19 protein-coding genes are annotated in these 24,796 nt (G+C 57.1%); 7 read left to right on the plus strand and 12 right to left on the minus strand.

The window, feature by feature from the left end; all coding sequences use genetic code 11:
• Nucleotides 1–91: 91 nt before the first annotated feature.
• Nucleotides 92–1,879, minus strand: coding sequence for a membrane protein insertase YidC (yidC, locus tag BLT38_RS18395; protein WP_083347188.1), 1,788 nt, complete (start codon nucleotides 1,877–1,879; stop codon nucleotides 92–94).
• 123 nt (nucleotides 1,880–2,002) lie between these two features.
• Between yidC and rbsK the strand changes: the two genes are divergently transcribed.
• A complete protein-coding gene (gene rbsK, locus BLT38_RS18400; protein WP_083346493.1) occupies nucleotides 2,003–2,920 on the plus strand; it encodes a ribokinase in 918 nt (305 codons plus the stop codon).
• Between the two features lie 9 nt (nucleotides 2,921–2,929).
• Here the strand turns inward: rbsK and BLT38_RS18405 are convergent, their stop codons facing one another.
• From BLT38_RS18405 to BLT38_RS18435, 7 genes are all read right to left on the minus strand, one after another.
• Nucleotides 2,930–4,180 carry an MFS transporter gene (locus tag BLT38_RS18405; RefSeq protein ID WP_083346494.1) on the minus strand — a complete coding sequence of 417 codons (1,251 nt, stop codon included), beginning with the start codon at nucleotides 4,178–4,180 and terminating at the stop codon, nucleotides 2,930–2,932.
• A 36-nt stretch (nucleotides 4,181–4,216) separates the two neighbouring features.
• Nucleotides 4,217–4,969, minus strand: coding sequence for a nickel pincer cofactor biosynthesis protein LarB (gene larB, locus BLT38_RS18410; RefSeq protein ID WP_083346495.1), 753 nt, complete (start codon nucleotides 4,967–4,969; stop codon nucleotides 4,217–4,219).
• Entirely contained in the window at nucleotides 4,959–5,804 is an 846-nt protein-coding gene (gene larE, locus BLT38_RS18415) for an ATP-dependent sacrificial sulfur transferase LarE (RefSeq protein WP_083346496.1), read from the minus strand. The genes larB and larE overlap by 11 nt, the downstream gene beginning before the upstream one ends.
• Before the next feature lie 2 nt (nucleotides 5,805–5,806).
• The gene (locus tag BLT38_RS18420; protein WP_083347189.1) at nucleotides 5,807–7,132 is read right to left on the minus strand and encodes a lactate racemase domain-containing protein; all 1,326 of its coding nucleotides are present in this window, start codon (nucleotides 7,130–7,132) and stop codon (nucleotides 5,807–5,809) included.
• An 87-nt stretch (nucleotides 7,133–7,219) separates the two neighbouring features.
• Nucleotides 7,220–8,467 carry a tagaturonate epimerase family protein gene (locus BLT38_RS18425; protein ID WP_083346497.1) on the minus strand — a complete coding sequence of 416 codons (1,248 nt, stop codon included), beginning with the start codon at nucleotides 8,465–8,467 and terminating at the stop codon, nucleotides 7,220–7,222.
• Nucleotides 8,468–8,562: 95 nt separating this feature from the next.
• Entirely contained in the window at nucleotides 8,563–9,336 is a 774-nt protein-coding gene (locus BLT38_RS18430; RefSeq protein WP_083346498.1) for an SDR family NAD(P)-dependent oxidoreductase, read from the minus strand.
• Nucleotides 9,333–10,658 (minus strand): MFS transporter, encoded by a 1,326-nt coding sequence (locus BLT38_RS18435; RefSeq protein ID WP_231966615.1) that lies wholly within the window; start codon nucleotides 10,656–10,658, stop codon nucleotides 9,333–9,335. The genes BLT38_RS18430 and BLT38_RS18435 overlap by 4 nt, the downstream gene beginning before the upstream one ends.
• A gap of 218 nt (nucleotides 10,659–10,876) precedes the next feature.
• Here BLT38_RS18435 and BLT38_RS18440 point away from each other — a divergent pair, with 218 nt between their 5' ends.
• The gene (locus BLT38_RS18440) at nucleotides 10,877–11,635 is read left to right on the plus strand and encodes a FadR/GntR family transcriptional regulator (RefSeq protein WP_083346499.1); all 759 of its coding nucleotides are present in this window, start codon (nucleotides 10,877–10,879) and stop codon (nucleotides 11,633–11,635) included.
• A 65-nt stretch (nucleotides 11,636–11,700) separates the two neighbouring features.
• Here BLT38_RS18440 and uxaC read toward each other — a convergent pair whose 3' ends face one another.
• A complete protein-coding gene (gene uxaC / locus BLT38_RS18445) occupies nucleotides 11,701–13,095 on the minus strand; it encodes a glucuronate isomerase (RefSeq protein WP_083346500.1) in 1,395 nt (464 codons plus the stop codon).
• Between the two features lie 129 nt (nucleotides 13,096–13,224).
• Between uxaC and BLT38_RS18450 the strand changes: the two genes are divergently transcribed.
• The 4 genes from BLT38_RS18450 (at nucleotide 13,225) to BLT38_RS18465 (ending at nucleotide 20,110) form a co-directional block, all read left to right on the plus strand.
• Nucleotides 13,225–14,493: a glycerate kinase type-2 family protein gene (locus BLT38_RS18450; RefSeq protein WP_083347191.1), complete on the plus strand. Its 1,269-nt coding sequence runs from the start codon at nucleotides 13,225–13,227 to the stop codon at nucleotides 14,491–14,493.
• Nucleotides 14,494–14,914: 421 nt separating this feature from the next.
• Nucleotides 14,915–18,451, plus strand: a complete 3,537-nt coding sequence (locus tag BLT38_RS18455; RefSeq protein ID WP_231966616.1) for a TonB-dependent receptor — start codon at nucleotides 14,915–14,917, stop codon at nucleotides 18,449–18,451.
• A gap of 288 nt (nucleotides 18,452–18,739) precedes the next feature.
• On the plus strand, nucleotides 18,740–19,606 hold the full coding sequence (locus BLT38_RS18460) for a 3-keto-disaccharide hydrolase (protein ID WP_083346502.1): 867 nt from the start codon (nucleotides 18,740–18,742) through the stop codon (nucleotides 19,604–19,606).
• A 51-nt stretch (nucleotides 19,607–19,657) separates the two neighbouring features.
• Complete coding sequence (locus BLT38_RS18465) at nucleotides 19,658–20,110, plus strand: cupin domain-containing protein (protein WP_083346503.1); 453 nt, start codon at nucleotides 19,658–19,660, stop codon at nucleotides 20,108–20,110.
• Between the two features lie 34 nt (nucleotides 20,111–20,144).
• Here BLT38_RS18465 and BLT38_RS18470 read toward each other — a convergent pair whose 3' ends face one another.
• The gene (locus BLT38_RS18470) at nucleotides 20,145–20,777 is read right to left on the minus strand and encodes a DUF2306 domain-containing protein (protein WP_083346504.1); all 633 of its coding nucleotides are present in this window, start codon (nucleotides 20,775–20,777) and stop codon (nucleotides 20,145–20,147) included.
• 100 nt (nucleotides 20,778–20,877) lie between these two features.
• Complete coding sequence (locus tag BLT38_RS18475; RefSeq protein ID WP_083346505.1) at nucleotides 20,878–21,966, minus strand: YeiH family protein; 1,089 nt, start codon at nucleotides 21,964–21,966, stop codon at nucleotides 20,878–20,880.
• Between the two features lie 252 nt (nucleotides 21,967–22,218).
• On the opposite strand from BLT38_RS18475, the gene BLT38_RS18480 reads away from it, so the two are divergent.
• Nucleotides 22,219–23,937, plus strand: coding sequence for a GH39 family glycosyl hydrolase (locus BLT38_RS18480; RefSeq protein WP_231966617.1), 1,719 nt, complete (start codon nucleotides 22,219–22,221; stop codon nucleotides 23,935–23,937).
• On the opposite strand, the gene BLT38_RS18485 is transcribed toward BLT38_RS18480, so the two are convergent.
• Nucleotides 23,938–24,789 carry a TIGR03435 family protein gene (locus tag BLT38_RS18485; protein WP_172838347.1) on the minus strand — a complete coding sequence of 284 codons (852 nt, stop codon included), beginning with the start codon at nucleotides 24,787–24,789 and terminating at the stop codon, nucleotides 23,938–23,940.
• Between the last annotated feature and the right edge of the window lie 7 nt (nucleotides 24,790–24,796).

A 24,796-nucleotide genomic window follows, 5' to 3' on the forward strand; every position in this document is an offset into this window, starting at 1 on the left:
CCGTCCCGTGAGATTAAAAATTTTAGGGTGTCTCTGACAGGTACGCATGAGAGGCAATCTCAGTTGCACATTTCATGCGTACCTGTCCGGATTACCGTTTGCCCTGGATGGTCCGTGGCTGACCCGCCTTACGGCGGGCACGCTTCGCAGCCAGCTCGCGCATCTCGCGGCCTTCCTTCGTCTGGTTCATGGCGAACTGCGCCAGGATCATGATGATGTTACCCACACACCAGTACAACGCCAGACCCGACGAGTAGTTCCACGTAATGAATCCGGAGAACAGCGGCATCGTGAACGCCATCATCTTCTGCTGCTGCGGATCCATACCCGGAGCCGGCATATAGAACTGCGTCAGGAACTGCGTCAGCACCATCACGATGGGCAGGATGTGGTACGGATCGGCCACCGTCAGGTCATGCAGCCAGAACCAATGTGCCTCACGCAACTCCACCACCTTGGGCAGCATGCCCAGCATGGCAAACAGCAGCGGGAACGTCAGCAGCGTGGGTACGCAACCGCCAAACATGTTCACGCCGTTGTCCTTCTGCAGCGCCATGATCTCGGCGTTCATATCTGCACGCTTCGGATCAGTCACCTTGTACTTGGCATACTTCGCCTTGATGGCGTCCATCTGCGGCTGGATGCGCTGCATCTTCAAACCGCTCTTCATGGTCTGGTAGCGGAACGGCAGGATCACAATGTTCACAACGATCGTGAGCACCACAATCGCCCATCCCCAGTTGCTCGCAACGTGATCGTGAATCCAGTTCAGCAGCAGGAACAGCGCCTTCGCGAACGGTCCCCAGAAACCAAAGTCGACAACAGGCTCCAGCGTTTCGCTCGATCCCGAAACCTTGATGCCCTTCAGGACATCCACGGACTTCGGTCCAACGTACACACGCATGCTGCTGGTGTTTTCCGTGCTGCCTGCAGCAATGCCCACAACTGGAACGTCCACAGCCTTTTCAGAAACTGTGCCATCGCGGTGCAGCTTGTTCACGTCGATGGTGTTGTGCAGCATAACTGCCGTTGCCGAACCAGCGTTGTCCGGCAGGAAGACGGCAGCAAAATAGCCATCCGCCGTGCCCGCATACTGCAGGGGAGCGTTCAGCGTTTCGCCGCCAGAAACCTTCTTGAACTCGATGTGTTCGGCCTTGCCGTCCTTCATCGTCTCAATGCGCGAACCGTTGTAATCCAGCACCTGCTCCTGGTCGCCAAAGCCAGCAGGCCATGCCAGCAGAGCGCGCACCGGCGATCCATTCACACTCACGCTGACCGTCGCCTTCAGCACGTACGTGCTGTCAAAGCTGAAGGTCTTGGTCACATCCACGTTGCCCTGTGTGTAGTGGTACGTCAGGGTCTGCGGAGCGGTCAGGTTGCCCGTCGCGGAAGGAACGAAGAGAGCCTGCTTCAGGCCAGCCGTGGTGCCCGCGTCATAGGTATGCAGCGACATCGGGAAGCCAAACTCGTGGCTCGCCTTCGCATTCACCAGGTCCAGCGGAGCGCCGTAGCGGCTCTTGAACTTCTTCAGAACCCACGAGCGAACTTCCGCACCGCGGTTGCTGAAGGTGATCTTGTATAGCTCGTTCTCAACGGTCGTGGTCTGTTCGGCCGCGGCAGAAACGGTGTTGCTGGCGCCACTGGCTGCAGGAGCCTGCACGGCGTTTGCATTGAAGTCAGCTTTGCTGCCGGTGGGCGCGCTTACCGGCGCGCTCTGGCTCTGTGTCTGCGCCGTAGGCGGCTGCAGTGGCTGCTTCTGTTTCGACTTATAGAACTGAAGCCCGGCAAACACGCCGAACATGACGACCAACATTACGAGGAAGGTGGTGTTGCTCTGCGAGCCGCCGCCTCCCTGATTAGGGTTCTTGATCTCTGCCACGTTTTCCTGTCTGGTTGGCGCGCCGGGTTCCGCGCCAAAGTATCCATTTCTCATTCTAAATCGGGAATAATCCCCACGCTTTTCGCCGTCTAAATCATTGCCGCGTGCTATGAAAGAGGCAGCATGAGCGTCATCCTTGTCGTCGGAAGCATCAATCTGGACCTGGTCAGCACCGTGGACCGTATCCCAACACCGGGTGAAACGCTGTTGGGAAGCAGTTTTGCCACCATTCCCGGGGGCAAGGGCGCCAATCAAGCCGTAGCCGCCGCCCGACTCGGGGCCGCCGTCCATATGATCGGCCGGGTCGGAGCCGACAGCTTCGGTGAAGTGCTGCGAAACGCCCTCATCGTGGAAGGAATTGACACCTCCACCGTCGTCACCGTGGAAGGCCCCAGCGGCGTGGCCGCCATCACCGTGGCGGCAGACGGCACCAACAGTATCGTCGTCACGCCCGCGGCCAACGCCACGTTGCAACCCGCGGACATCGCTGCTGCCCGCAACCAAATCCGCAAAGCCTCCATCGTGCTGGCGCAGTTGGAAACGCCGCTGGAGACCATCACCGCGCTGGCGCAAGAGTGCCGAGAGGCGAAAATCCCCCTCATTCTGGACCCCGCACCCGCTCAGCCGCTTCCGCTGGAACTGCTGCGCTCCGTAACCTGGCTCACGCCAAACGAATCAGAGACACGCACCTTGCTGGGCCGCACTACAGTCATGACAGAAGCCAAAGCCGCCGAGCGACTACTGGCTCTGGGCGCGCGAAACGTCATCCTGAAACTCGGCCCACGCGGTGTGTACCTGGCGGGTGCAGACGTGCCAACCCCGGCGTTCGTTCCCTCACCCGACCTTCGCGCCGTGGACACCACCGCCGCGGGCGACTGCTTCAACGGAGCCTTCGCCGTCGCTCTCACCGAAGGCCGCTCGCCGGTAGAAGCTGCGGGCTTCGCTTGCGCCGCCGCGGCACTCTCCATCACACGAACCGGGGCGCAGACAGGCATGCCCTATCGCTCTGATGTGAACAAGCTGCTGCGCTCGCTTACTTAGTTCGAACGGCTATTCTTCAATCTTCATGCCGCTGGGCGAACCCAGCGTGGCATAGCTCAACGCACCCAGCAGCGTCACCGCAGAGCAAACCGCAAACGCCAGCGTAAAGCTGTGCGTGCGATCCACGATCATCCCGGTGACAACGGGCGCGACCGACGCAATCAGGAAGCTGGCAAAGTTCTGCAAAGCACCCAACGCAGAAACCAGATGCGACGGACTAACCGCCTGCACATAGCCCCATCCGCTGGTGCCGCCAAACTGAATAAACCCAAACGCAACGCTGATGCTGATCACCGCAGCGGGCAACGAATACGCATGCGACGCGAAGAACGACGCGGCTGCACTCAGCACCATGCCGACAATGATCTGCGTGCGATGAATGGACGTCAGCTTGTAACCGCGTGCAGCAAATGCATCCGCAAGAAAGCCGCTGGCCAACATGCCAAACGCACCAGCAAGAAACGGAATCGCCGCAAGCCATCCACTCTGCGATAACGACAGATGTCGCTCCGTTTGCAGATATCCCGGCAGCCACGCAATGTAGAGCCACGCGGTGTAATTCACACCGCCAAAGCCCAGCATCATGCCCCACACCGTGCGTTGCGTCAGCAATTCACGATAGACACTGCCTGTCGGAATCACGGTCAGCGTTTCATCGCTGTACATCGTCGCCGCACGTGGGCGATGCAGCAGCAGCCAGAGCAGTGCAACGACCAGTCCCACACCGCCCAGCACCTCAAACATGCCACGCCAACCGATGCGCAGCATCAACAGCGTGAGCAAAGGAGGCGCAGCAGCAAGCCCAAATGTCTGTGAAGAACTCATTAGCGCTGTAGCGCGTCCGCGCGTCCCGCGGCTGAACCACTCCCGCACACTACGAATGCCACTGGGATAAAACGGAGCTTCACCTGCTCCCAACAAGATGCGCAGAATGATGAACACGGGGAACGACGTAACGAACCCAGTCAGCAGTTGCGCCAGGCTCCAAACCGCCAGCCCAACGCCCAGCATCACACGCGTTCCCAGCCGATCCAGCCACGCCACCAACCCAAGCTGCGCAAACCCATACGACAACGAGAAGGCAGACAGCAGCCAACCCATCTGCGCATTGTTCAGGTGCAGCTCACCCCGCACAACAGTATTCGCAACAGACAGTGAGGAGCGGTCAAAGAAGTTCACGATGCCTGCGGTAAACAGCAAAGCAAGCGTAATGCCCTGATGCGCGCGAAGGCTGCGCTCCTTGGTTGCAAATGCGTTCAAAACGGCAGCCTCGTGTGCGGAAGAGTCGAATCAACCCTAACGCACGGCGCGGTTTGCGTACAACGTAGCCACGTAACCAGCGCCGAAACCGTTGTCGATATTGGTCACCGTGATGTTGGGCGAACAACTATTCAACATGCCCAGCAGCGCCGCCACACCACCAAAGGCCGCACCATAACCAACGCTCGTAGGCACCGCAATCACTGGCACGGCAACAAGCCCGCCAACAACAGAAGGCAACGCGCCTTCCATACCCGCACAGCAGATCACCGCATCCGCTTCACGAATCGCATTCAAATGCGCAAGCAGACGATGCAATCCCGCCACACCAACATCCGTGAATCGTGAAACCGTCGCACCAAAGAAGTCCGCAGTAATGGCGGCTTCTTCCGCAACATTCAGATCGCTTGTGCCTGCGCAGACAACGGCAACGCGTCCGCCACTCTTCTTCGCACCGTCGCCGCAGGTAATGCAGCGTGCGCGTGCGTGATACTTCGCATCGGGAACCAGCTTCTGTGTCGCTTCAAACGCAGCGGCATCCGCGCGAGTAGCCAACGCGGGCGTCCCGCTGGCATGAATACGCGCAAGAATAGCGGCGGTCTCTTCAGACGTCTTTCCCGCAGCAAACACCACTTCCGGCAGACCACTGCGAAGCGAACGATGATGATCCACCTTCGCAAACTCAAGGTCTTCAAAAGGCAGCGAAGCCAGCTTGTCCGCAGTCTGTTCCGCGGTTAGCTTGCCTGCTTCCAGTTCACGCAGCAGATGAAGAAGTGCATCACGCTGCATGATTAGCCTTCAACAGCGAATCAATGGAAAGCAGGGCATTCATACTGCCGCTGCGATAGCCTTCCGTGTCCAGCGTGACGTACGTGAATCCCGCAGCCTTCACCGCTGCAGTGATCTGCGAAAGCATATCCAGCGACAAAGCCTTCGCAAGCTCTCCACGTTCAATCTCAACACGTGCCAATTCGCCATGATGCCGCACACGAAGCTGCCGGAACCCAAGCGCAAGCAAAGCCTCTTCCGCCTCTTCCACCTGTCGCAAAGCTTCCGCCGTCACAGGGCGACCATACTCCAGCCGCGAAGACAAACACGCGGACGCAGGACGATCCCAAACTTCCAATCCAAAATGCTGCGCGAGCGCGCGAATCTCCTGCTTGCCCAGCGAAGCATCGGCAAGCGGAGCCACCGCATGATGATTCGCAGCCGCACGCTGCCCCGGACGAAAATCACCACTGTCATCGCGGTTACGACCATAAGCAATCGTCGTAATGCCGGTCTCGCTCAGCATGCGTTCCATCGTGAGAAACAATTCGTCCTTGCAATGGAAGCAGCGCGCACCATCGTTACGCACATATTCCGCGCGATCCATCTCGCTGGTCTGCACCACCCGCAAGGGAATGTTGTTGTCTTCTGCAAACTTCATCGCAAAAGCAAGATGCGTACGCGGCAATGAAGGCGAATCAGCAATCACGGCAACCATCTTGTCGCCAAGAACCTGGTACGCCTCCCATGCGAGATACGCGGAGTCCACACCGCCGCTGTATGCCACGGCCATACGTTCATACCGGCGCAACTCCGTATGCAACTGTTCACGAAGCTGCGCCAGTGCAGTATCCATCGTTACTTGGCCTCAGGCAGATCGCGCGAAAGATCCTTGCGCGACGGGTTATCCAGCTTTTCCTTCGTGGCCCACAGACCGGCGGAAGGCGTGCTGATGTAGAACACTTCCTCGCCATCCGGCATCGTGTTCCAGCCTTCCTTCATCACAGCGGGGTCATAGCGCTTCTGCATCTCTTCGCAGTTCGCGTAACCATAACCCACCTGCTCAATCTCTTCCTTCGTGAGATGACCCGGTGCATACGTGATGTGGAAACGACCTTCGCTGCTGCCGTGGATCAGGTGAGCCACACCATGCGGAATCTCCTGCATGTCAGCTTCCGTCTTGTACAGAGCCAGCGTGCGCGGCGTTCCCTTGTAGCCATACTTGCGGATCAGCGCATCCACTTCCGGCTGCTCACCAAAGCGCTCCACACCTGGCGCAATAATCAGCAACTCGCCACCATCGGCAATCGCCATACGCGTACGATAAACAGCCTTGTTCGCCACCCACGTCGCGCGGAACTCATCCGCCTGCATCACGGCAACAACCTTATTGATCGGCTTATCGAACAGCGTAATGTTCTGTTCGCGGCTCTGCTTTGCAGCTTGCAGATACGTGTCCAGATCGTCGCCCACAAAGATGCCGCTGGTCACCAGCTTGTTGTCCGCATCGCGCTGCATCACAATCTGCAGGTAAACATCCGGCAGGTTCTGCAGATGTTCGACTTCGCTCCAGTTGTAGCAGGCGCGCAGCGGCGTAATCAGGCAGCCAAGGTTGTTCTCAATGCCATACACCGCGGCCGCAATGTGCGATGCGCAGATGGTGTCCTTGCCGCCCAGACCAATGTAGTAGTTCTTGTTGTGGTTCGCAAAACCAAGCACTTCATGCGGAACAACATGGCCCACGTTGATGATCAGGTCCCACTGCTCATCAATGAGCTTGCTATTCAGATCAACCGGGATATCCCAGTCCGCAGCGCCATCGGTGGTGTCCTTCACCATCGCAGCAGGAATGTTCGCAACTTTGGTAACGCCGTTGCGCCAGTCATGCGGGAAGATACGATCGTTCGGAATCGAGCCGAACATCCACTTGTTCTCCGCCTCAGTGTGCGGCACATGCTGGCCCAGCGTGGGGATAACTTCCACATGCGCGTCAGGCAGCGCGTTGTAAAGATACTCGGTGATCCAGCCAGCTCCAGAGTGTGCGCGAGTAAGATCCGGCGGCAACAAAAGAACGCGCTTCAGATCCTTGTTGATGCGTGTGCGCGCTTCACTCAAAAGACGGTCGCAAGCTTCCTTAATCTGTGCGTCCGATACGTGCGGTGCTTGTACGGTAAACCAGGCCACGATGACTTCCCTCAGCGGCGAACGCCGCGCTTCCAAAACTTATTGATCTTTCTCGGCAATACGAAACGCCGGAGAAAGAGGTTCCATCTATCCCAGGAACAAGTGCTTGATATGACGGTCAAAAAGATTCGTCGTTACATTACGCGCCACAACTTCTTCATTCGCTTCCAGCGCATCAATGTAGCGATTGCCCATCTTCGCCGCCACCTTAAAGCCAACATGCAATAGCTGGCGCAGGTCCGGGTTGTACTGCGGATCGCCTTCAACGTGACGCAACGCACGAACATACTGCTCGCTCGTCCATCCGTTCACCGTCTCCGGCGTGGGCAGGTTTTCCGTCTTGATGTCGATCACAGTGGAATACGGAGCGCAAAGCTCTTCCGCATGCGCAAATGCTTCTGCGTACACTTCCTTCGCAAGCGCCAACGCATCGCCACCGGCTTCCGCAAGGCCAATCAACTCTTCCAGCCACGTCGTGCCAGCCGTCTTCACATGTACGCCCGCGCCCGTGTCTTTCAACGACTTGCGAATCGGCTCGTAAATGCTGAACTTATCCGATCCCGAATGCACACTCAGCTTTAGATTCGCAGGCAGACCATACGTCTTCACTGCGTAAGCAATGGTCGCAATGTCCTCGCGGAATTCCTTCTCAAACTGTGCGACATTCCCTACGTAATCCACACCCTTGTTGAAACGGCCTGTGAACTTCGGAGCAATTGTCTGGATCGGCAACTTCTCATCCGCAATTGCCGCAAGAATAATCAACAGCTCCGGCGGCGTCTGTGGATTGTCGGTCTCATCCATTGAGATCTCCGCAACGAAATCCTCAGATCCCTTCTTCGCCACCACTGCCTTGTAGATCGCAGCAGCTTCCTGCACAGCAGCCAGGAAGGTCTTCGCAGTCTTCTCAACGAACGCCTTGTCCAGCGAGAATGGCTTCTCAATCCCCGGAATGGTGATCTCACCCATCAGTTCCGGATGACGCTCCACAAACTGCGCAATCTCGTTCTCATCACTCTTCTGACCAATGTTGTCTGCGACATCCAGCGTGAAGAAATCGCACGGTGCAACAAAGCGCTCATAGGTCTTCAGATTGATGTGATCCGCATCAGCGAAGTATGGCTTCGTCCAACCCAGCTCCTTCACGGCAACATCAATCGCAGCGCGCGTCTGGCTTGGCTCAGAACCAATAATCAAATGTTCGCGGTTCGACTTGTTCCACACCGGCGTAATATCCGCACCGGCCTCAGCGGCCATGATGCATGCCTGCAACTGCGCCTTTGCCTGATGTGCGAAACGATCGCCCATACCGAGCGAAAATTTAGGTAGCTGCATGTTTCCTCTCCCGGCTATTCAGCTCTTAGCCTTTAGCTCTTGTTGTCAGCGCTGATGCATCCGGCGCAATGATTGAACACGTTCTTACGTAACGATTACTGATTCACACCACTTGCAAGAAATCCACCGTCCACCACAATCGTGTGTCCGTTGGTAAAGCTGGCCGAGTCGCTTGCCAAATAAATCGCTGCACCCACAAGCTCTTCCGTCTTACCAAAGCGATCCATCGGGCAGCGCATACGCAGTTCCTGTCCCCGCGGCGAACCATCCAGCAGAGCCGCATTCAACTCAGTGCGGAACACACCCGGCGCAATACCGTTCACCGTCACGCCATGCTTTGACCATTCAACAGCGAGTGAGCGTGTCAGCGAAAGCACAGCAGCCTTACTGGCTGCATAGCCCGCCACTTCGCTCAACGCAACAAAGCTGTTCAGAGAAGCAATGTTGATGATGCGACCATACTTCTGCTCAATCATCTGCTTGCCAAACACCTGGCAGCTACGCAGCATGCCGGTCAGGTTAGTGTCCATGATCTGGTTCCACTCCGCTTCCGGATACGTCAGCGTAGGCTGGCGCTTGATAATGCCTGCCGAGTTGATCAGAATATCGACCTTGCCAAACTCCTTCAGCACGGCAGCCAGCAGGGCTTCAATCTGTGCGCGGTCTGTCTGGTCACAAGTCTGGCGAATGGTCTTGCGGCCCACTGCTTCAATCTCTGCAGCAACGTCATTCACCTGCTCAGCGCGGCGACCGGTGCTCACCACATCGGCACCAGCCTGTGCCAGGCCAATTGCCATCGCACGGCCAATACCACTGGTTCCACCAATTACGACCGCAACACGGCCTTCAAGACTCAAAGGATGTTTCATGCTCCCAACCTCTCCGGGTTAACAGGTACGTCCGCTCGGCGCAGGCCGGGCGCAAAAATCTGCAGGCACACAAACGCCACCATGTAGATGGAACCCGCAAGGATAAACAGTGTGTTGTAGCTGCCGGTCAATTGCAGAATGCGTCCTGCCTCAACCGATAGCAGCGTGCCAAGAATGGAACCCACCATGCCAGCCAGACCCACCACAGAACCAACAACGCTGTTCGGGAAAACGTCAGAAGCGCACGTGTACACATTCGCGCTCCAACCCTGATGTCCAGCGGTTGCCAGGCTCAGCAGCGCTACTGCCGTCCACATGTCGTTCACGTGGCTGATGTACAGCATGGGCAACGAGAACAGTGCGCAGAAGAACATCGCACCATAGCGTGCCTTCGCACCATGCAGTCCAAGCTTCTCAAACAGCGCAGGTAGCCAGCCGCCCAGAATGCCACCCACAGTTGAAGTCAGATAGACAACGATGATGGGCAATCCAAGATTCTTCAGATCAACATGAAAGCGCGAATCCAGATAGCCCGGAATCCAGAACAGATAGAACCACCAGATGGGATCGGTCAGGCCCTTGCCCAGCACAATGCCCCACGTCTGGCGATACGTCAGCAGCTTCAGCCACGGAATATTCGCGGCATCCATCTGCTCCGCGTTTTCTTCATAGATGTGGCGAAGCTCTTCGCCCGTAAGCGTCGGGTGTTCCTTCGGCTTGCGATAGTAGAACCACCACCAGATGATCCACGGCAAACCAATCAATCCCGTGAAAAGAAACGCGGCATGCCAGCCGTAATGAATGGTGATCCACGGAATCGTGAGCGGGCAGATGATCGCGCCTGCAGTCGCACCGGCATTAAAGATGCCCGTAGCCAGCGAACGTTCACTGCGCGGAAACCAGTCGGCAACCGTCTTGATTGCAGCAGGGAAGTTACCAGACTCGCCAAGACCAAGTGCAATACGCGCAACACCAAAACCCGTCACCGTGCTGACAAAAGCATGCGCCAGCGCGGCCATACTCCATACAGCCATCACCAGGCTGTAGCCCAGGCGCGTGCCCACCTTATCGATAAGGCGTCCAACGCCCAGCAGGCCAACGGCATAGGCTACTTGGAACATCGCAATGATGTTGCCGTAACCTTCTTCGCTCAGGCCAATGCTGTGTTGCAGCGTGGGCTTCAACAGGCTAAGGACCTGGCGGTCCATATAGTTGATCGTGGTTGCCACAAACAGCATGGCGCAGATTGTCCAGCGGACATTCCCCACGTGCGTCCGGCGTTGGCCGGGCGACAGGTCTGCAGTCGGTTCCAAGGGGCTCACTCGCGCTCCGAAAAAGGGCGTTCAGATATGCCGGACAAGCTTACAGTGATTTGCGCGCTGTTGGCACGCCCTTTATAAAAACGCTTCGATAAAGATATCAGGCTGCAAGTGGTCAGACCACTCTGTATGTGTACGCCTGCTCTTCAGCCACTGTCAAACGTTTTTGACCACATTCAGCTTCCCAATGCCTCGTTCTGTGTGCAGAATGGGTGCTGACCATGACGAACGTCAATACCCGTCTACCAGCCGCCGACCGCCAGATCGCCATGCGCGTGGTGGAACGCATTCGCGAGGCGCTAGAGGATGGCACCTGGAAGCCCGGTGACAAACTGCCGCCCGAACGCGAGTTCGCGGCGACACTCGGCATCAGCCGTTCCAGCTTGCGCTCTGGCCTGGGTTATCTCGCAGCCATGGGATTGCTGCAGGTGCGTCATGGTGTAGGCGCGTTTATTTCCGAGGCTCCAACGCAGTTCGGTGCGGCATCACTGCCGTTTCTCGATGCCCTTCACGGCTACGACATCCATCAGCTATTTGAAGCACGACGCATCCTCGAAGGCCACATCGCATCGCTTGCGGCAGAGCGCACCACGGAGCGCCACCTGCAGCAGATGGCCGAAGAACTGGAAGAGATGGAAGCTTCCGTTGACCAGCCACAGGAGTACCTCATTCACGATGTACGTTTCCATCGCATCGTGGCCCAGGCCGCAGGCAATTCCATTCTGGCAGCCATCATGGAAAGCCTGACCGGAGCGCTCTACGAGGTGCGGCATTCCGCTACGGAACAGATCGCCGATCTGCACGTAACAACAAAATTCCATCGCGACATCTACCGAGCCATCCGCAGCGGCAACTCGCGCACCAGCCGCGCAGCCATGGAAAAACATCTCACCAACGCAGAAGCCGACGACGACCTGCCTCCTAAGAGAAAGCGCCAGCCAGCAAAGTCCAAGGCCCGCACTGCAGCCTCCCGCAGCTAATCCGACGAGCGAACAAAAAGACAGCCCGGCCTTAGCCGGGCTGTTTTGCATTGCGAAAGACAAATCTACAAACGGTAAGCCTTCTTCACCAGGTTCACCGTCAGGTCCTGCGCCAGCTCAAACGCCTCATCCTCTTCAATGCGATGTTCCGCTACCAGCCGTGCCAGGAAAGCGCAATCGATGCGACGAGCCACGTCGTGCCGTGCCGGAATGCTCAGGAACGCACGCGTGTCATCGTTGAAGCCAACCGTGTTGTAGAAGCCTGCGGTCTCCGTAGCTGTCTCGCGGAAACGCATCATGCCTTCCGGGCTATCGTGGAACCACCACGGCGGTCCCAAACGCAGCGCAGGATAGTGTCCGGCCAGCGGTGCAAGCTCACGGCTGAAAGCGGTCTCATCCAGCGTGAACAGGATCACCGTCAGGTTCGCCTCATTGCCAAACAGGTCCAGCATCGGCTGCAGCGCATGCACGTAGTCGGTGGCAGTCGGGATGTCCGCACCCATGTCGCGACCAAATTTCTCAAAGAGAATCTGGTTGTGATTGCGCATGCTGCCTGGGTGAATCTGCATGACGAGCCCGTCTTCGACAGACATGCGCGCCATCTCCGTCAGCATCTGCGCACGGAAGACTTCTTCATCATCCTCATCCGCTTCGCCGCTCAAAATCACGTCGAAAAGCTGCGCACACTCTTCCGGATCAAGGTCCGCAGTACGTGCCGTCGGATGCCCATGATCGGTAGCCGTCGCTCCCAACGATTTAAAGAACGCACGACGATTGCGTAGTGCATTCAAATAGCCTTCCCACGTCTCCGTATTCTCGCCAGTGATCTCGCCCAGCTTGGCAATGTTCTCGCGGAAGCCAGCAAACTCAGGATCCACAACCGAATCTGGTCGGAACGTAGGAACAATGCGTCTCTTCCAATCACCCTTGCGCAGCGTCTGAATATCCGTCAGGGGATCAATGGCAGAGTCAGTGGTCGCCAGCACATCAATCTTGAAGCTCTCAAACAAAGCGCGCGGACGAAACTCGGGCGTCTGCAGCTTCTCAGCAATGGTGTCGTAATACAGATCCGCAGTCTTTGAAGACAGGCGCTCCGTCAGACCAAACTGCTCCTGGAACGCATAGTCCAACCACAGGCGTGAAGGTGTTCCGCGAAACAGATAGTAGTGGTCCGCGAAAATCTTCCAAACCTTGCGCGGATTCTCAATGACCGCCTTGCCAATCTCCAGGTCTTCCAGCTTCACGCCCTGGCTGTACAGCATGCGGTGAACATAATGATCCGGCTGGATGAACAGCTTCGAAGGATCAGGGAAGGCGTCGTTCGTGGCGAACCAGCCGGCCTGTGTGTGTCCATGCGGGCTTACGATCGGCAGATCGCGCACCGTTGCAAACAAACGTTGCGCAATGGAACGAGTGGTCGGGTCTGCCGGAAAAAGGCGGTCGTCGTGCAGCAGGGGCATCGTGGTGGTCCTCCTGGAATATTCGCGGCGGCAAGCTCGCCGTCACGCGGGCCATACCATCATCCTCCCAAAAACGTTTCGATACAAACACAACAGATTTTTGTGAAAACTATGGTGGATCATGGAACCATGCCTGCCCATGAGGAAGCCGTCGTCCGCCAGCAACTCCGTTCCCTGTTTGACACTGCAGTAGCGGCCGCCAATCCTCACGTCGTCCTCGCATCCTCTCTGCCCGAACCGCCCAAAGGCCGGTGCATCGTCGTGGGAGCAGGCAAAGCCTCGGCCGCCATGGCAGCTGCCGTAGAAGAGGCATGGCCGCAGGTTCCCATGGAAGGCGTAGTGGTCACCCGCTACGGCCACGCCGTTCCCACGCGCCACATCCGCATCGTGGAAGCATCGCACCCCGTACCCGACGCAGCCGGGATGCAGGCCGCCGAAGACATCCTCGCCGCCGTCCAAAATCTGTCGCCCGACGACCTCGTCCTGGCGCTCATTTCCGGAGGGGGATCAGCCTTGTTAACACTCCCCGTAGAAGGCATCACCCTCGCAGACAAGCAAGCAGTCAACGCAGCACTCCTCGCATCCGGAGCCCCCATCCATGCCATGAACACCGTGCGCAAAGCGCTCTCCCGCATCAAGGGCGGCAAGCTGGCGCAGGCCGCCGCACCCGCCCGCGTGGTCACACTCGTCATCAGCGACGTCCCCGGCGACGACCCGGCGATCATCGCCTCCGGTCCCACCGTCCCCTCCGCCACCACTGCCGCCGACGCGCTACGCATCATCCGTGAATTCAACATGGAAGTCCCGGCAAGTGTCCTTCGCGTGCTCGAATCGCAAAGCGAAGAAGTCCCCAAAAGTTTCGAGGCAGACGTCCGCATGATCGCCTCCCCGCTCCAGGCCCTCCAGGCCGCAGCCGCTAAAGCAAAGGAGTTCGGCTGGAACCCATTGATCCTGGGCGACGCCATCGAAGGAGAAAGCGCGCAGCTCGGCACCGTAATGGCAGGCATCGCCGCGTCCGTGCGCCACTACGGACACCCCATCGCCAAACCCGCTGTGCTGCTCTCCGGCGGCGAAACCACGGTAACGCTGGGCCGCGAGAAACCCGGCCGAGGCGGCAGAAACACCGAGTTCCTGCTCTCCTTGGCCATCGCCCTTAAGGGAGCACCGGGCACCTACGCCATCGCAGGCGACACCGACGGCATCGACGGCTCAGACGATGCCGCTGGCGCCATCGTCACCCCCGAAACCCTCGTCCGTGCAAAGGACGCATCCGCCATCGCGGCAGATTTTTTACGTCGTCACGACAGCTATTCGTTCTTCGCCACGATCGATGATCTGGTCATCACCGGCCCTACGTTGACCAACGTGAACGACGTCCGCGCGGTGCTGATCCTTTGAAATTGGCTGGTCCGACCTCTGGACAGATTTGATTCGATTCAGGTCTTTTGTCGACAAAACGGCCACATGCTTTCCGTGCTTCCCCTACGAAAGGTTTCGCTCGGAAGAACCCCTCTAAAAAACGTGTAAAAAGCATGTTTCTTTTCTTCATTTCGGTGTGATATAAGTCCCGCCGTCGAAGAGAGCTCTGTTTATTTGCACTGAAAGCCTCCTGAGCTAATGGGGGACAGGTGCATCGGGCGGCGCTCCAGCGGCAAAAAAATATCGCGGATTTTGAAACGTCTCAGGACTGATCGAACCATCCGCGTAAACGTTGTCATAGTGCTGTACACGGAGAGGCCACATCACCATGCATGGACCACACAAGAACATAGGACCCTGCGTCCCCGCACCGGACTCCGGAACGACGAAAGAGTCCACCTTGAATCCGATCTCCCATAACGCCATCCTGCGTACGTTCCGGCGCAGTGCGTTCGCCCTTATGCTGGCGGCCGCTCCCGTCGCCGTGCTTTCCGTAGGCGCACCTTCCGCATGGGGCCAGGCATCTGCATCCACAGACGCTGCTGGTACCGTTACGGACGCAACCGGCGCAAAGGTTCCGGGAGCCACGATCCATCTCATTAACAACGGCACTAAGGCCGAACGTACCACCAAGTCCAACGGCTCTGGCGACTGGTCCATTCCCAATCTGCCTCCGGCCAACTACAGCATCCGCGTGGAAAAGGACGGCTTCAAGACTTCCGTCATCCCGTCCCTGGATGTTCAGATCGGCCAAACTGCCAATGGTTCCGTAACGCTCGCCGTCGGTGGCACCAACGAAACGGTTGAGGTCAGCACCCTTCCGCCACAGCTCCAGACACAGGAAGCCACAGTTGGCCAGGTCATCGACCAGAAGCAGATCAACGACCTCCCACTGAACGGCCGTAACGTGTTGCAGCTCGCCACACTGGCCCCGGGCGTTTCGCCGCCGCAGAGCGGCCAGCAGGGTGGTTCAGCCGCGCAGACCGGTACCGCCTCGTCATCCCGTAACTTGTACATCACGGTAGACGGTGGTCGCGGTAACTCGACCAACTACGTGCTCGACGGCACGTATGTGCGTTCCGTTCGCTTCAACAACATGTCGCTGCTGCCGAACACGGATACCCTGCAGGAGTTCAACCTCCTCCGCTCAACCTTCTCCACGGAGTATGGTCAGGGCCAGGCAGTCGTCTCCATGGTCACCAAGTCTGGTACCAACAGCATTCACGGATCGGGCTACCTGTTTGCACGTAACGGTATCTTCGACGCGCGTAACTACTTCCAGCCAGCGTCTACCGGGCCTAAGCCAGACTTCCATCGTTGGCAGTTTGGTGGCACCTTTGGTGGCCCAATCATCAAGGACCATCTCTTCGTCTTTGGCGGTTATGAAGGTCAGCGCTCGTCGAAACAGAACCTTTACACGGCCTTGTTCCCAACGCAGAACGAGTTGAACGGTACATGGGAAGCTAATAGCAGCCAGGCCCTTCCCGGAAACAATGGCGGCTTTGCCTATAACAAGGCCAATCCGGCCGGTTTCACCGTAACCAACAAGGTCGCGCAAGTCCTGAACCCAACCTATCCAGTACTGAACTCGGATGCGTTGACGATCAACGGTAGTTCAAACTACGGTCTCACGTTGCCGTTCACTGACAACTATGATTCGTACACGGTTCGCGGCGACTGGAACGTCACCTCAAAGAACTCGCTCTTCGGACGTTACGCAAACTACAACGCCAGCCAGATCACCCCGACGGCTACCGGCAGCTCGACCTCGAATCCTCTGCTCGGCCGTAACGCAGTACTCGGTGACACGTACCTCATCACAAACAAGATCGTGAACGAAGTCCGTATCGGTTGGAATGAGTTCTACAACATCACTCTTGGTGTGTTGCAGAGCGCTGGTCCCAACGGTAACTGGGCGTCAGCGGAAGGTCTGACTAACGTCACAGCTCTCACGTCTCCACGTCAGAATGGTCGTGCTAGTTTCGGCATCGCCAGCTTCGGCAACGTAGGTGACGGATCGGGCGATCAGGGTGGTCACGAAAATGTGCTGAGCATCGGTGACTCGATTTCGGATGTACTCGGTAAGCACACGCTCAAAGCCGGCTTCCAGTTCCAGAACCGCCGTCTGTGGCAGATTGCCGATAACAACTCTCGCGGCGCTGCAACCTTCGACAACTGCACCACGGCAACCTATAACGCTGGCTATACGCCCACCAGCCCGAACGACACTGGCGGCGGCGCAACCGGCGGCAACTGCGCCGTAGGCAACAAGGGCTATCAGTTGAATGGTGTCTGGTACCTCTATAACAAATTCCAGAACTACGCTCGCGGCATGTGTACTTCGGGTTGCAACGGTAACGCTGGCACCACGCTCGGCCACTATCGCGACAACACCTACGGCGTCTTTGTCAGCGATATCTGGACGATCACTCCCAAGTTGACCGCAAACCTCGGTTTCCGTTGGGAATACAACCAGCCCTTCCACGAGCAGAATGGTTTGGAAGGATCACTCGATCCAACCACTCACTTGGTTACCTTTAGCAAGCTCCCGGCAAACATTCCTCAGGCGTATTTGAATGCCGGCATCATCGACACACAGCACACGTATCAGCCTGGCATCATCCAGCCCTTCAAAAAGGGTTTCATGCCTCGCGTCGGTCTCGCGTATGAAATGCATCCCGGAACTGTCGTCCGCGCCGGTTACGGTATCTACTTCGACAACCTGAACACCAACGAACTGCAGTTCACACGGTATGCAGCTCCGCTGTACTTCCAGCAGGCGTTCAGCAACGTAACTACCAATCAGCTCTATCCGGATCCGCTCACAACGACGCAGATTCCTTCGCCGTTCTCGATCTTCCCATTCAACAAGCAGCCGCTCACCCAGGAATGGAACGCCAGTCTGCAGCAGGATCTCGGCCATGGACTCTTGATGGAATTGGCCTACACCGGCAGCAACTCGCACCACATGTGGAAGCGGTATGACCAGAACATGTGTCAGCAGTATCCGTTCGTCGTCCCGGCGAATATCTCCGTTTGTACCCGCGCCAACCCGAAGTTCGGCAACGGAATCCTGACCAGCTCCACTCTGGGTGCAGCCAACTTCAACGGTGGTTCCATCAAGGTGGAAAAGCGCCAGAGCAATGGCCTCTACTACCTCGGCAGCTACCAGTGGTCCAAGAACCTCGACAACATCTCGGGTGAGGCTGGTGCAAACGACTCGTCGTACGCCACCACCACCGCATTCGATCACTCCTACTCGAACTTCGACGTTCGCAACCGCGCTGTAATTTCGGGCGGATACGAACTTCCGTTCGGCAAGGGTAAGGAATTCCTTCAGGGTAAGGTTGCTACTGCCGTCCTTGGCGGATGGAGCTTCCAGCCCGCTATTCAGCTCCGTACGGGCTACCCGTTCAACATCACGGGTTCGGGCTGCAGCTTCGCCTCCTACAACACCTGCCGCGCTTTCCTCGCGCCAGGCCGCACGATCGCCAGCTCCTTCAAAGGCTCAAACCGCGGCATCAGCAGCTGGTTTGATCCGACTGCGTACTCGCAGGATCCCAATACAGCCACAGTTTGCGCGCCCGGCGCAAACTGCACCGGCACCGCTTCCAACGGACAGGCTGTAGCGGTGAACTGCACCACCAGCACCAGCTATTGCTCTGCAACTCGTCCTCAGCCATTCCTTCAGGGCTGGGTCACCCGTAACACCGGCCGCGGTCCCGGCACGGTGTCCTTCGACCTCTCGGCGATCAAGAACTTCAAGGTCTATGAGCGGTTCAACATGCAGTTCCGCGTCGAAGCTTATAACGTAATCAACCACGGCATCTTCTCCAACCCTTCGGGTGCAATTGCCACCGGTACCTCGGTTGGCAAGATTACCGGCACCTCGATGGATAACCGCAGCCTGCAGTTCGCCATCAAGGGAACGTTCTAACCATTCACGTCGTAACTCCTCGGGGGCTTGGCAGAAATCTGTCAAGCCCCTTCTTTTGCAACTCTTTCTGAATCAATCAATTAGACGTGGCATGTTTTCCGTCTGAGGTGTACGTACCATAGAAGAAGACCCTCCTGAAACTCCCAAGCTGGGTCCCACTCATGCGCGTAACTCCAATGGAATGAAGATTTTGCCCGTAACCCCAATGGGAAGACGATTTTACGCCCGCCCTCCGGCGTAAATCGTTTAGAAAGACGATTTTAGAAAAACAGGGGGGAGGGGGTACCCATGCGCACTGCCATCGCCATTCTGTTTCTCGCAACTTCCGTTTCCATCGCCGCGCAATCTGTACCGAAGGAACTGGAATCGCAACCAACGCGTCCGCCCGTCACCGGCCCACACGGCGAAACCCTGATCGGCATGCCGAAGTTCCATGAGCCGTTGCCCTACGACATCGACGCGCACACCGGTTACACCCAGATCTTCGACGGCGCCTCACTCAAGGGATGGGATGGAGACCCCACCATCTGGCGCGTGGAAGACGGCATCATGATCGGCGAGACGCTGCAGGACAAGCCGCGCGGCAACAGCTACATCGTTTACACCGACAAGAAGACCAAAGACTTCGACCTGAAGCTCCAGATGAAGATAGAGAAGGGCGGCGGAGGCGGCATCCAGTACCGCTCCCACGCCGGAACCCCATGGACACGCCCGCAACCAGCCGCCGCAGGCCCCAACGGCACACCCACCAAGTGGCTACTTACCGGCCCGCAGGCCGACTTCTGGTTCCCTGTGGGGAGAGCCGCGCAGCAGCACACCGGCCAGTGGTACTCCGAGAACACCATGCAGGGCATCCTGGCCTACCGGGGCCAGGTAACCCAGGCACTCCCCGGCGACGGAAACCGCCTTGTAGCCAACATCGGCGACCGCCAGGGCCTGGGTGGGTACGTGCGCACCAACGAGTGGAACGATTATGAAATCATTGCGCGCGGCGGCGTGATGATGCACATCATGAACGGCCAGTTGATGGCCATCTTCATCGACGACAACCCGAACGACGCCAACAATCAGATCGGTAACATCGGCTTCGAGATCGAGTCCCAACCCTGCAAGATCAGCGTCCGAGACATCTGGTTGCGCACCTTCGACAAGTAGCGTCGTATGCTGGTGCTCGTGTAACGAACCCAATTGTCGTCAGGAGAGGGAATGAACAGGAGAGACTTTCTGGGAGCGGCTGGCGTGTTGCCCTCTGCTCTCGTTCAGCATTCACAGGGCATTACGCACGTAGATACAGTGCGCACTGGTCCAGCGCTCAAGAGTTCCGTGGTGAAATCCTCTAGTCTGCAAGCCACTGGCGATAGTCCTGGCGCGAAGGCGAAGACACACTTCAACGGCCCGACGAAACAGCTCGCAGCTCTGGCATCGGGATTGGTCACACTGGAACCGGGTGCACGCCCGCATCCGCCACACCGTCACCCCGAAGAAGAACTGGTGATCATTGCGGAAGGCACTGGCGAGATCGTGGTGGATGGTGTCACCACCCACGTTGGCCCCGGCGACATGATGTACGCCGAAGCCAACGTGCTGCATGGGATCGTCAACACGGGCAAAACGCACATGACCTTCTACTTCACGAAGATGCTCGCCAAGAACGCCTGAGTGATCTCAAGCATTCGCTGGTTTCAGCGACTCATCAAACAGCTGCTTTACGCCTTGTCGTGAGTTCACGCCAGTTGAAGTAGATGTCCGGGAAGAATAGATAAGCCGCAAAGAGGCTTATGAGGATCAGGAAGAATCGCTCATCGCTAAGGTGCACCCACGCGGGTATCGGATTGGCCACGCGCGTAAAGATGAAGTTCAGCGTAAACAGGTAAGACCGCACCATCCATTGCCGGTGCGCCTGTATCTGTCGGTTGCGCGCAGTTTGGTATGCAGCAAACGTGCATGCTGCCCACAGTAATCCGCCCACACCATTCGCAATGTTCGGTTCCAGAAGATATGCCGTGGGTGCCGCGACTGCGATGCAGATTACATACACACGACCCATTACTCGATGGCGCAATAAATGGCGCTGTCGAAAACGCGTGGAGAAAAGAAACGGACCTAACACTGTTGCTGTTACACCGCACACGGCATGCGGGATTAGGATCGCAAGTTCTTTCAGAAAACGTGCACGTGCATGAAGCGGATCCGAACCGAGGAAGGTTGGATAGTCGGTGTAAGCCAGAACGCTGAGTCCCATCAACCCCAACACTATCCAGAGATAATGATGCGGTCGCAGACGGCGGGCAGGTGTTCCAGGCGCGATGGCGGGAAGCGTTGCCATAGCGGCAACCTCAGTCTGAAATGTTGGAATCTGCGCGAAGTGTAGCGCAGATTCAAAACATTCCGCGCAGATTTTCAACCGAGTGGAAGATGAATTTTCGCTAGAGATGAAAGGCGCGATCCGCGCCCCACACCAACGCCAGAGTCATCACTGCAATCACTACTTCGCCAATAACACCCACCATCAGTGGGCGAACACCTTGCTTGCTCAGATCGCGGAAGCTGGTGCGTAATCCCACTCCAGCGAACGTAAGTAGAAATGCCCACCGCGAAAGATTGCCAAGTGCCAGAAGGTTTGTCTTGGAAAAGAAGTTCACACTGGCCAACGTGGAAATCAGTAGAAATCCAAGGACGAACTTCGGGAACTTCTTCCATAGAAACGCAGCTTTGTTTTCTACGCCTGAAGCCTGTCCCTTTGACGCCCAGTAGATGGCGTAGCCAAGCACAACAAAACCGATCATGGCATTGCGGCATGTCTTCACAAGAACAGCGACCTTACCAGCGGCATCGGAATACAGCGCACCTGCTGCGGCGGTTTCTGCAGTGTTGTCGACGGCAAGTCCGGTCCATACGCCATATGCCTGATCGCTCAGGTGCAGCGCGTGGCCAATGAGAGGGAACAGAAATAACGACACCGCACCCAGTGCGAGAATCGCGGCAATGGCGTACGACGAGTCTTCCTCATCCGCATCAATCGCACCTTGCGTGGCAATGATGGCGGAGACGCCACATACGGAAGCACCTACGGACAGCAGTGAAATCAGCTTGGGAGCAAGCCGGAAACGTTTGCCTAGCCATGTCATAAAAGCAAGCGCGAGGATAATCTCCACGAACACCAGAGCGAGCGCGATACCGCCAAGCTTCAGAATGTCGCCCATCAGAAAGCGCGCACCCAACAGCACGATGCCGAGCTTCAGCCAGAACTCATACGTGGCCACACCGCTGCGGAAGATCTTTGGCACGCCAACAGTGTTGGAAATCAACAGACCGATCAGGATCGCCCACAACACATACTCAATGTTCGGCAGTACAAGATGATGCGCTTTGCCGTAGCGAGCAATGAACTGCTCCAGAAACTTTCCTGCATAGCCCACAACAAACAGCAACAGAACGCCGGGTAACGTGCGCAGCAGGTCTACGAGCGCACCAGAGGAAGCAGAGGTATCAGGAACCGTACGAGTATTGGACATGAGTGGTCTCCTGAACCTTTACCAGGGCACAACGTTGAGAAGGCCGAAGCGCACCAGTAGAGCCAGAACCAGCGCAAGCAGCACGGCCCAGGTATCAGCAGAAATGCGTTGTGAAGGGGTTGTCATGGGTTCTATGAAGATAAGGCTGCCACCTAACGTTATGCAAACGTCTTCGCTGAGGGGACGTTCATACACAACCGATTCACGCAGTAGTAGGCTTGCTGTCTAAGTCTTCACTCCGGGAGTGGTGTCGTGAATCGCAAGTGTGTGAGCTGGGCTTTGTGCGTCGTAGCTGGATTGTTTGCTGTTGCACCTTCTGCTGTTGCGCAGCACGCGTTGCCTGCAGACACCGCGCAGCAGGTAAACATCACGGTGAATCTCGACAAGCCCTTAGGTACGTACAAGCCGATTTACGCGTGGTTCGGGTACGACGAAGCGAACTTCACCACGATGCACGACGGTCGCGCTTTGATGAAGGAGCTTCACGATCTCAGCCCTGTGCCAGTTACGATCCGCGCTCATCACCTGCTGACAAGCGGAAACGGTGTCCCGGAACTGAAGTGGAGTTCCACTGGCGTCTATAGCGAAGATGCGCAGGGAAAGCCGGTGTACAACTTCACATTGCTCGACGGTATCTTCGACGCGTATCGCGACGCGGGTGTGCGGCCCATGGTGGAGCTTGGCTTCATGCCGAAGGACCTTGCAGCAGATGTGCCGGGACGCCCCGAAGCCTACCAGGTGCACTATCCGGCCAGCACCATCAGCGGTCGCAGCAATAATCCTCCGAAGGATTATGTGAAGTGGGGTGAGTTGTGTCGCACCGTCACCGAGCATCTTGTGCAGCGCTATGGCCGTGACACCGTGCAGCAATGGTACTTCGAGGTATGGAACGAACCAGACATTGATTACTGGCACGGAACACCGCAGGACTATTTCAAGTTGTATGACTATGCCGTGGCCGGCGTGCGTGCTGCTCTTCCGAATGCGATTGTTGGTGGCCCCGCGACGACTGGTCCGCGCTCCGATAAAGCTTACGCATTTCTCAAGGGATTTCTCGATCACGTGCGCGATGATCGTAGCGCAGCCGATGGTAAGGTAATCCCGCTGCAGTTCATCAGCTTTCACGCAAAGGGACAGCCGGTTATTCAGAATGGTGAAGTCACCATGGGCATTCGCAGCGAACTACGCGATGTGGACCGCGGCTTCTCACTGATCGCAAGTTATCCGCAGTTCAAGCCATTGCCCATCATTCTTTCGGAGGCTGATCCGGAGGGTTGTGCGGCGTGTTCCAGCAAGGTGAATCCTGCGAATAACTATCGCAATGGCACGCTATACCCTGCCTATACAGCAGCGGCGTACAAGCGGCTCTTCGACCTTGCAGATAAGCATGGCGTCAACCTCATCAGTATGTTGAGTTGGTCGTTCGAGTTTGAGAACCGCGACTCGTTTGAAGGCTTCCGCGATCTTTCTACTAACGGTGTCGATAAACCGATCCTGAACTTCTTCCGCATGGCTGCGAAGATGAACGGCACACGTGTGACAGCAACCAGCAGCGCTGAAGTTGCGCTGGATAAAGCTCTTGCCGATGGAGTCCGTGGCAATTCCGACATTGCAGCCATGGCTACCCGAGATTCTCACAGCGCTGCCACCATGCTGTGGAATTACAACGACGCTGCGGCATCTACAACGACAGCATCAGTCCAACTCACGATCGCGCAATTGTCCAGCGCAGTACATGCCGTGCGCGTAACGGAATATCGCATTGACAGCATGCACAGCAACGCCTACACCGTGTGGCAGCAGCTTGGCTCTCCTGCTCATCCCACACCGGATCAGCTCCGCAAGCTGAAGTCTGTCGATGGTCTTCAATCGATGGGCCCCCCGCATCGTGTCACGGTAAAGAATGCAAAGCTAACCATGGCCGTTGCACTGCCTGCGCAAAGTGTGTCGTTGTTTCTCTTCGATTGGTAGCTAGTTGTCGGAAGGCTTTTCGATGTGGTCAATCACGACTACCGGAACCTGTGCTTTACCGCGCGTTAGTTTCAGTCCAAGCTGCTCCTGAATAGCGGTAAAGAAATCCGGATCGTTGCTGGCGCCGGCAGCTGCTGTATCCATATTCTGCGGAGCGAAATGCAGTTCAAAATCGTATTGTCCGACATCGCCTGACTGATCCACCACTATGCCGCCCGCAGGCATGCTCAGTATGTTGCCTATAAACGAGACCGGGATACCTTTTCCGGAGATATGGCCAATGCCTCTCCCGGAGGTATGGCCAGCATCAAAGATCGCAGAACCATGGGCTGGGTCCGCGGCTGCTTTCATCTTTATGCCGCCCTTTGCCACCGTCAGCAAGAACACATTGCGTTCCCGCAGTTCGGTGTGCATCTTTATATGAAAGCGGTCTTCTAGTAGCGCCTGGTCCATCAGCATTTCGCCGGTGTACTGCTGCGTGGCAAATGCCCTAGCGGTATCTGGAATGGAGAGGCTCGTAAGCTTCTTGTATGCCGCCGCATCCTCCGGGGCCACGCGCGCTTCCACGTCATACTTCGTATCCTTCGCCCAGTCAGGAAGCCCCTCAATCAGGTCTTTCGTGGGAAAGATTGTGAAGGTATATGCCGCCGCAATGAAGAAGTTTATGGTCATGGCATGTTGCGATAAACCATTCGCCACGTTGTGTTCGAAGCCATTGTCAGCATGTGCCGGGTCTGTGACATGGATGGAGATGGTCTCCCACGGCACGGGCGCACCGCCTGGCGGTGTAGCCGGTTGTTGCGCAGGAAGTGCTACGGCGAACAGCAACGGCAGCAGGCGGCGGAATCTCATGCCCATT

It is taken from the genome of Terriglobus roseus, assembly GCF_900102185.1.
GTDB classification, from domain to species: domain Bacteria; phylum Acidobacteriota; class Terriglobia; order Terriglobales; family Acidobacteriaceae; genus Terriglobus; species Terriglobus roseus_A.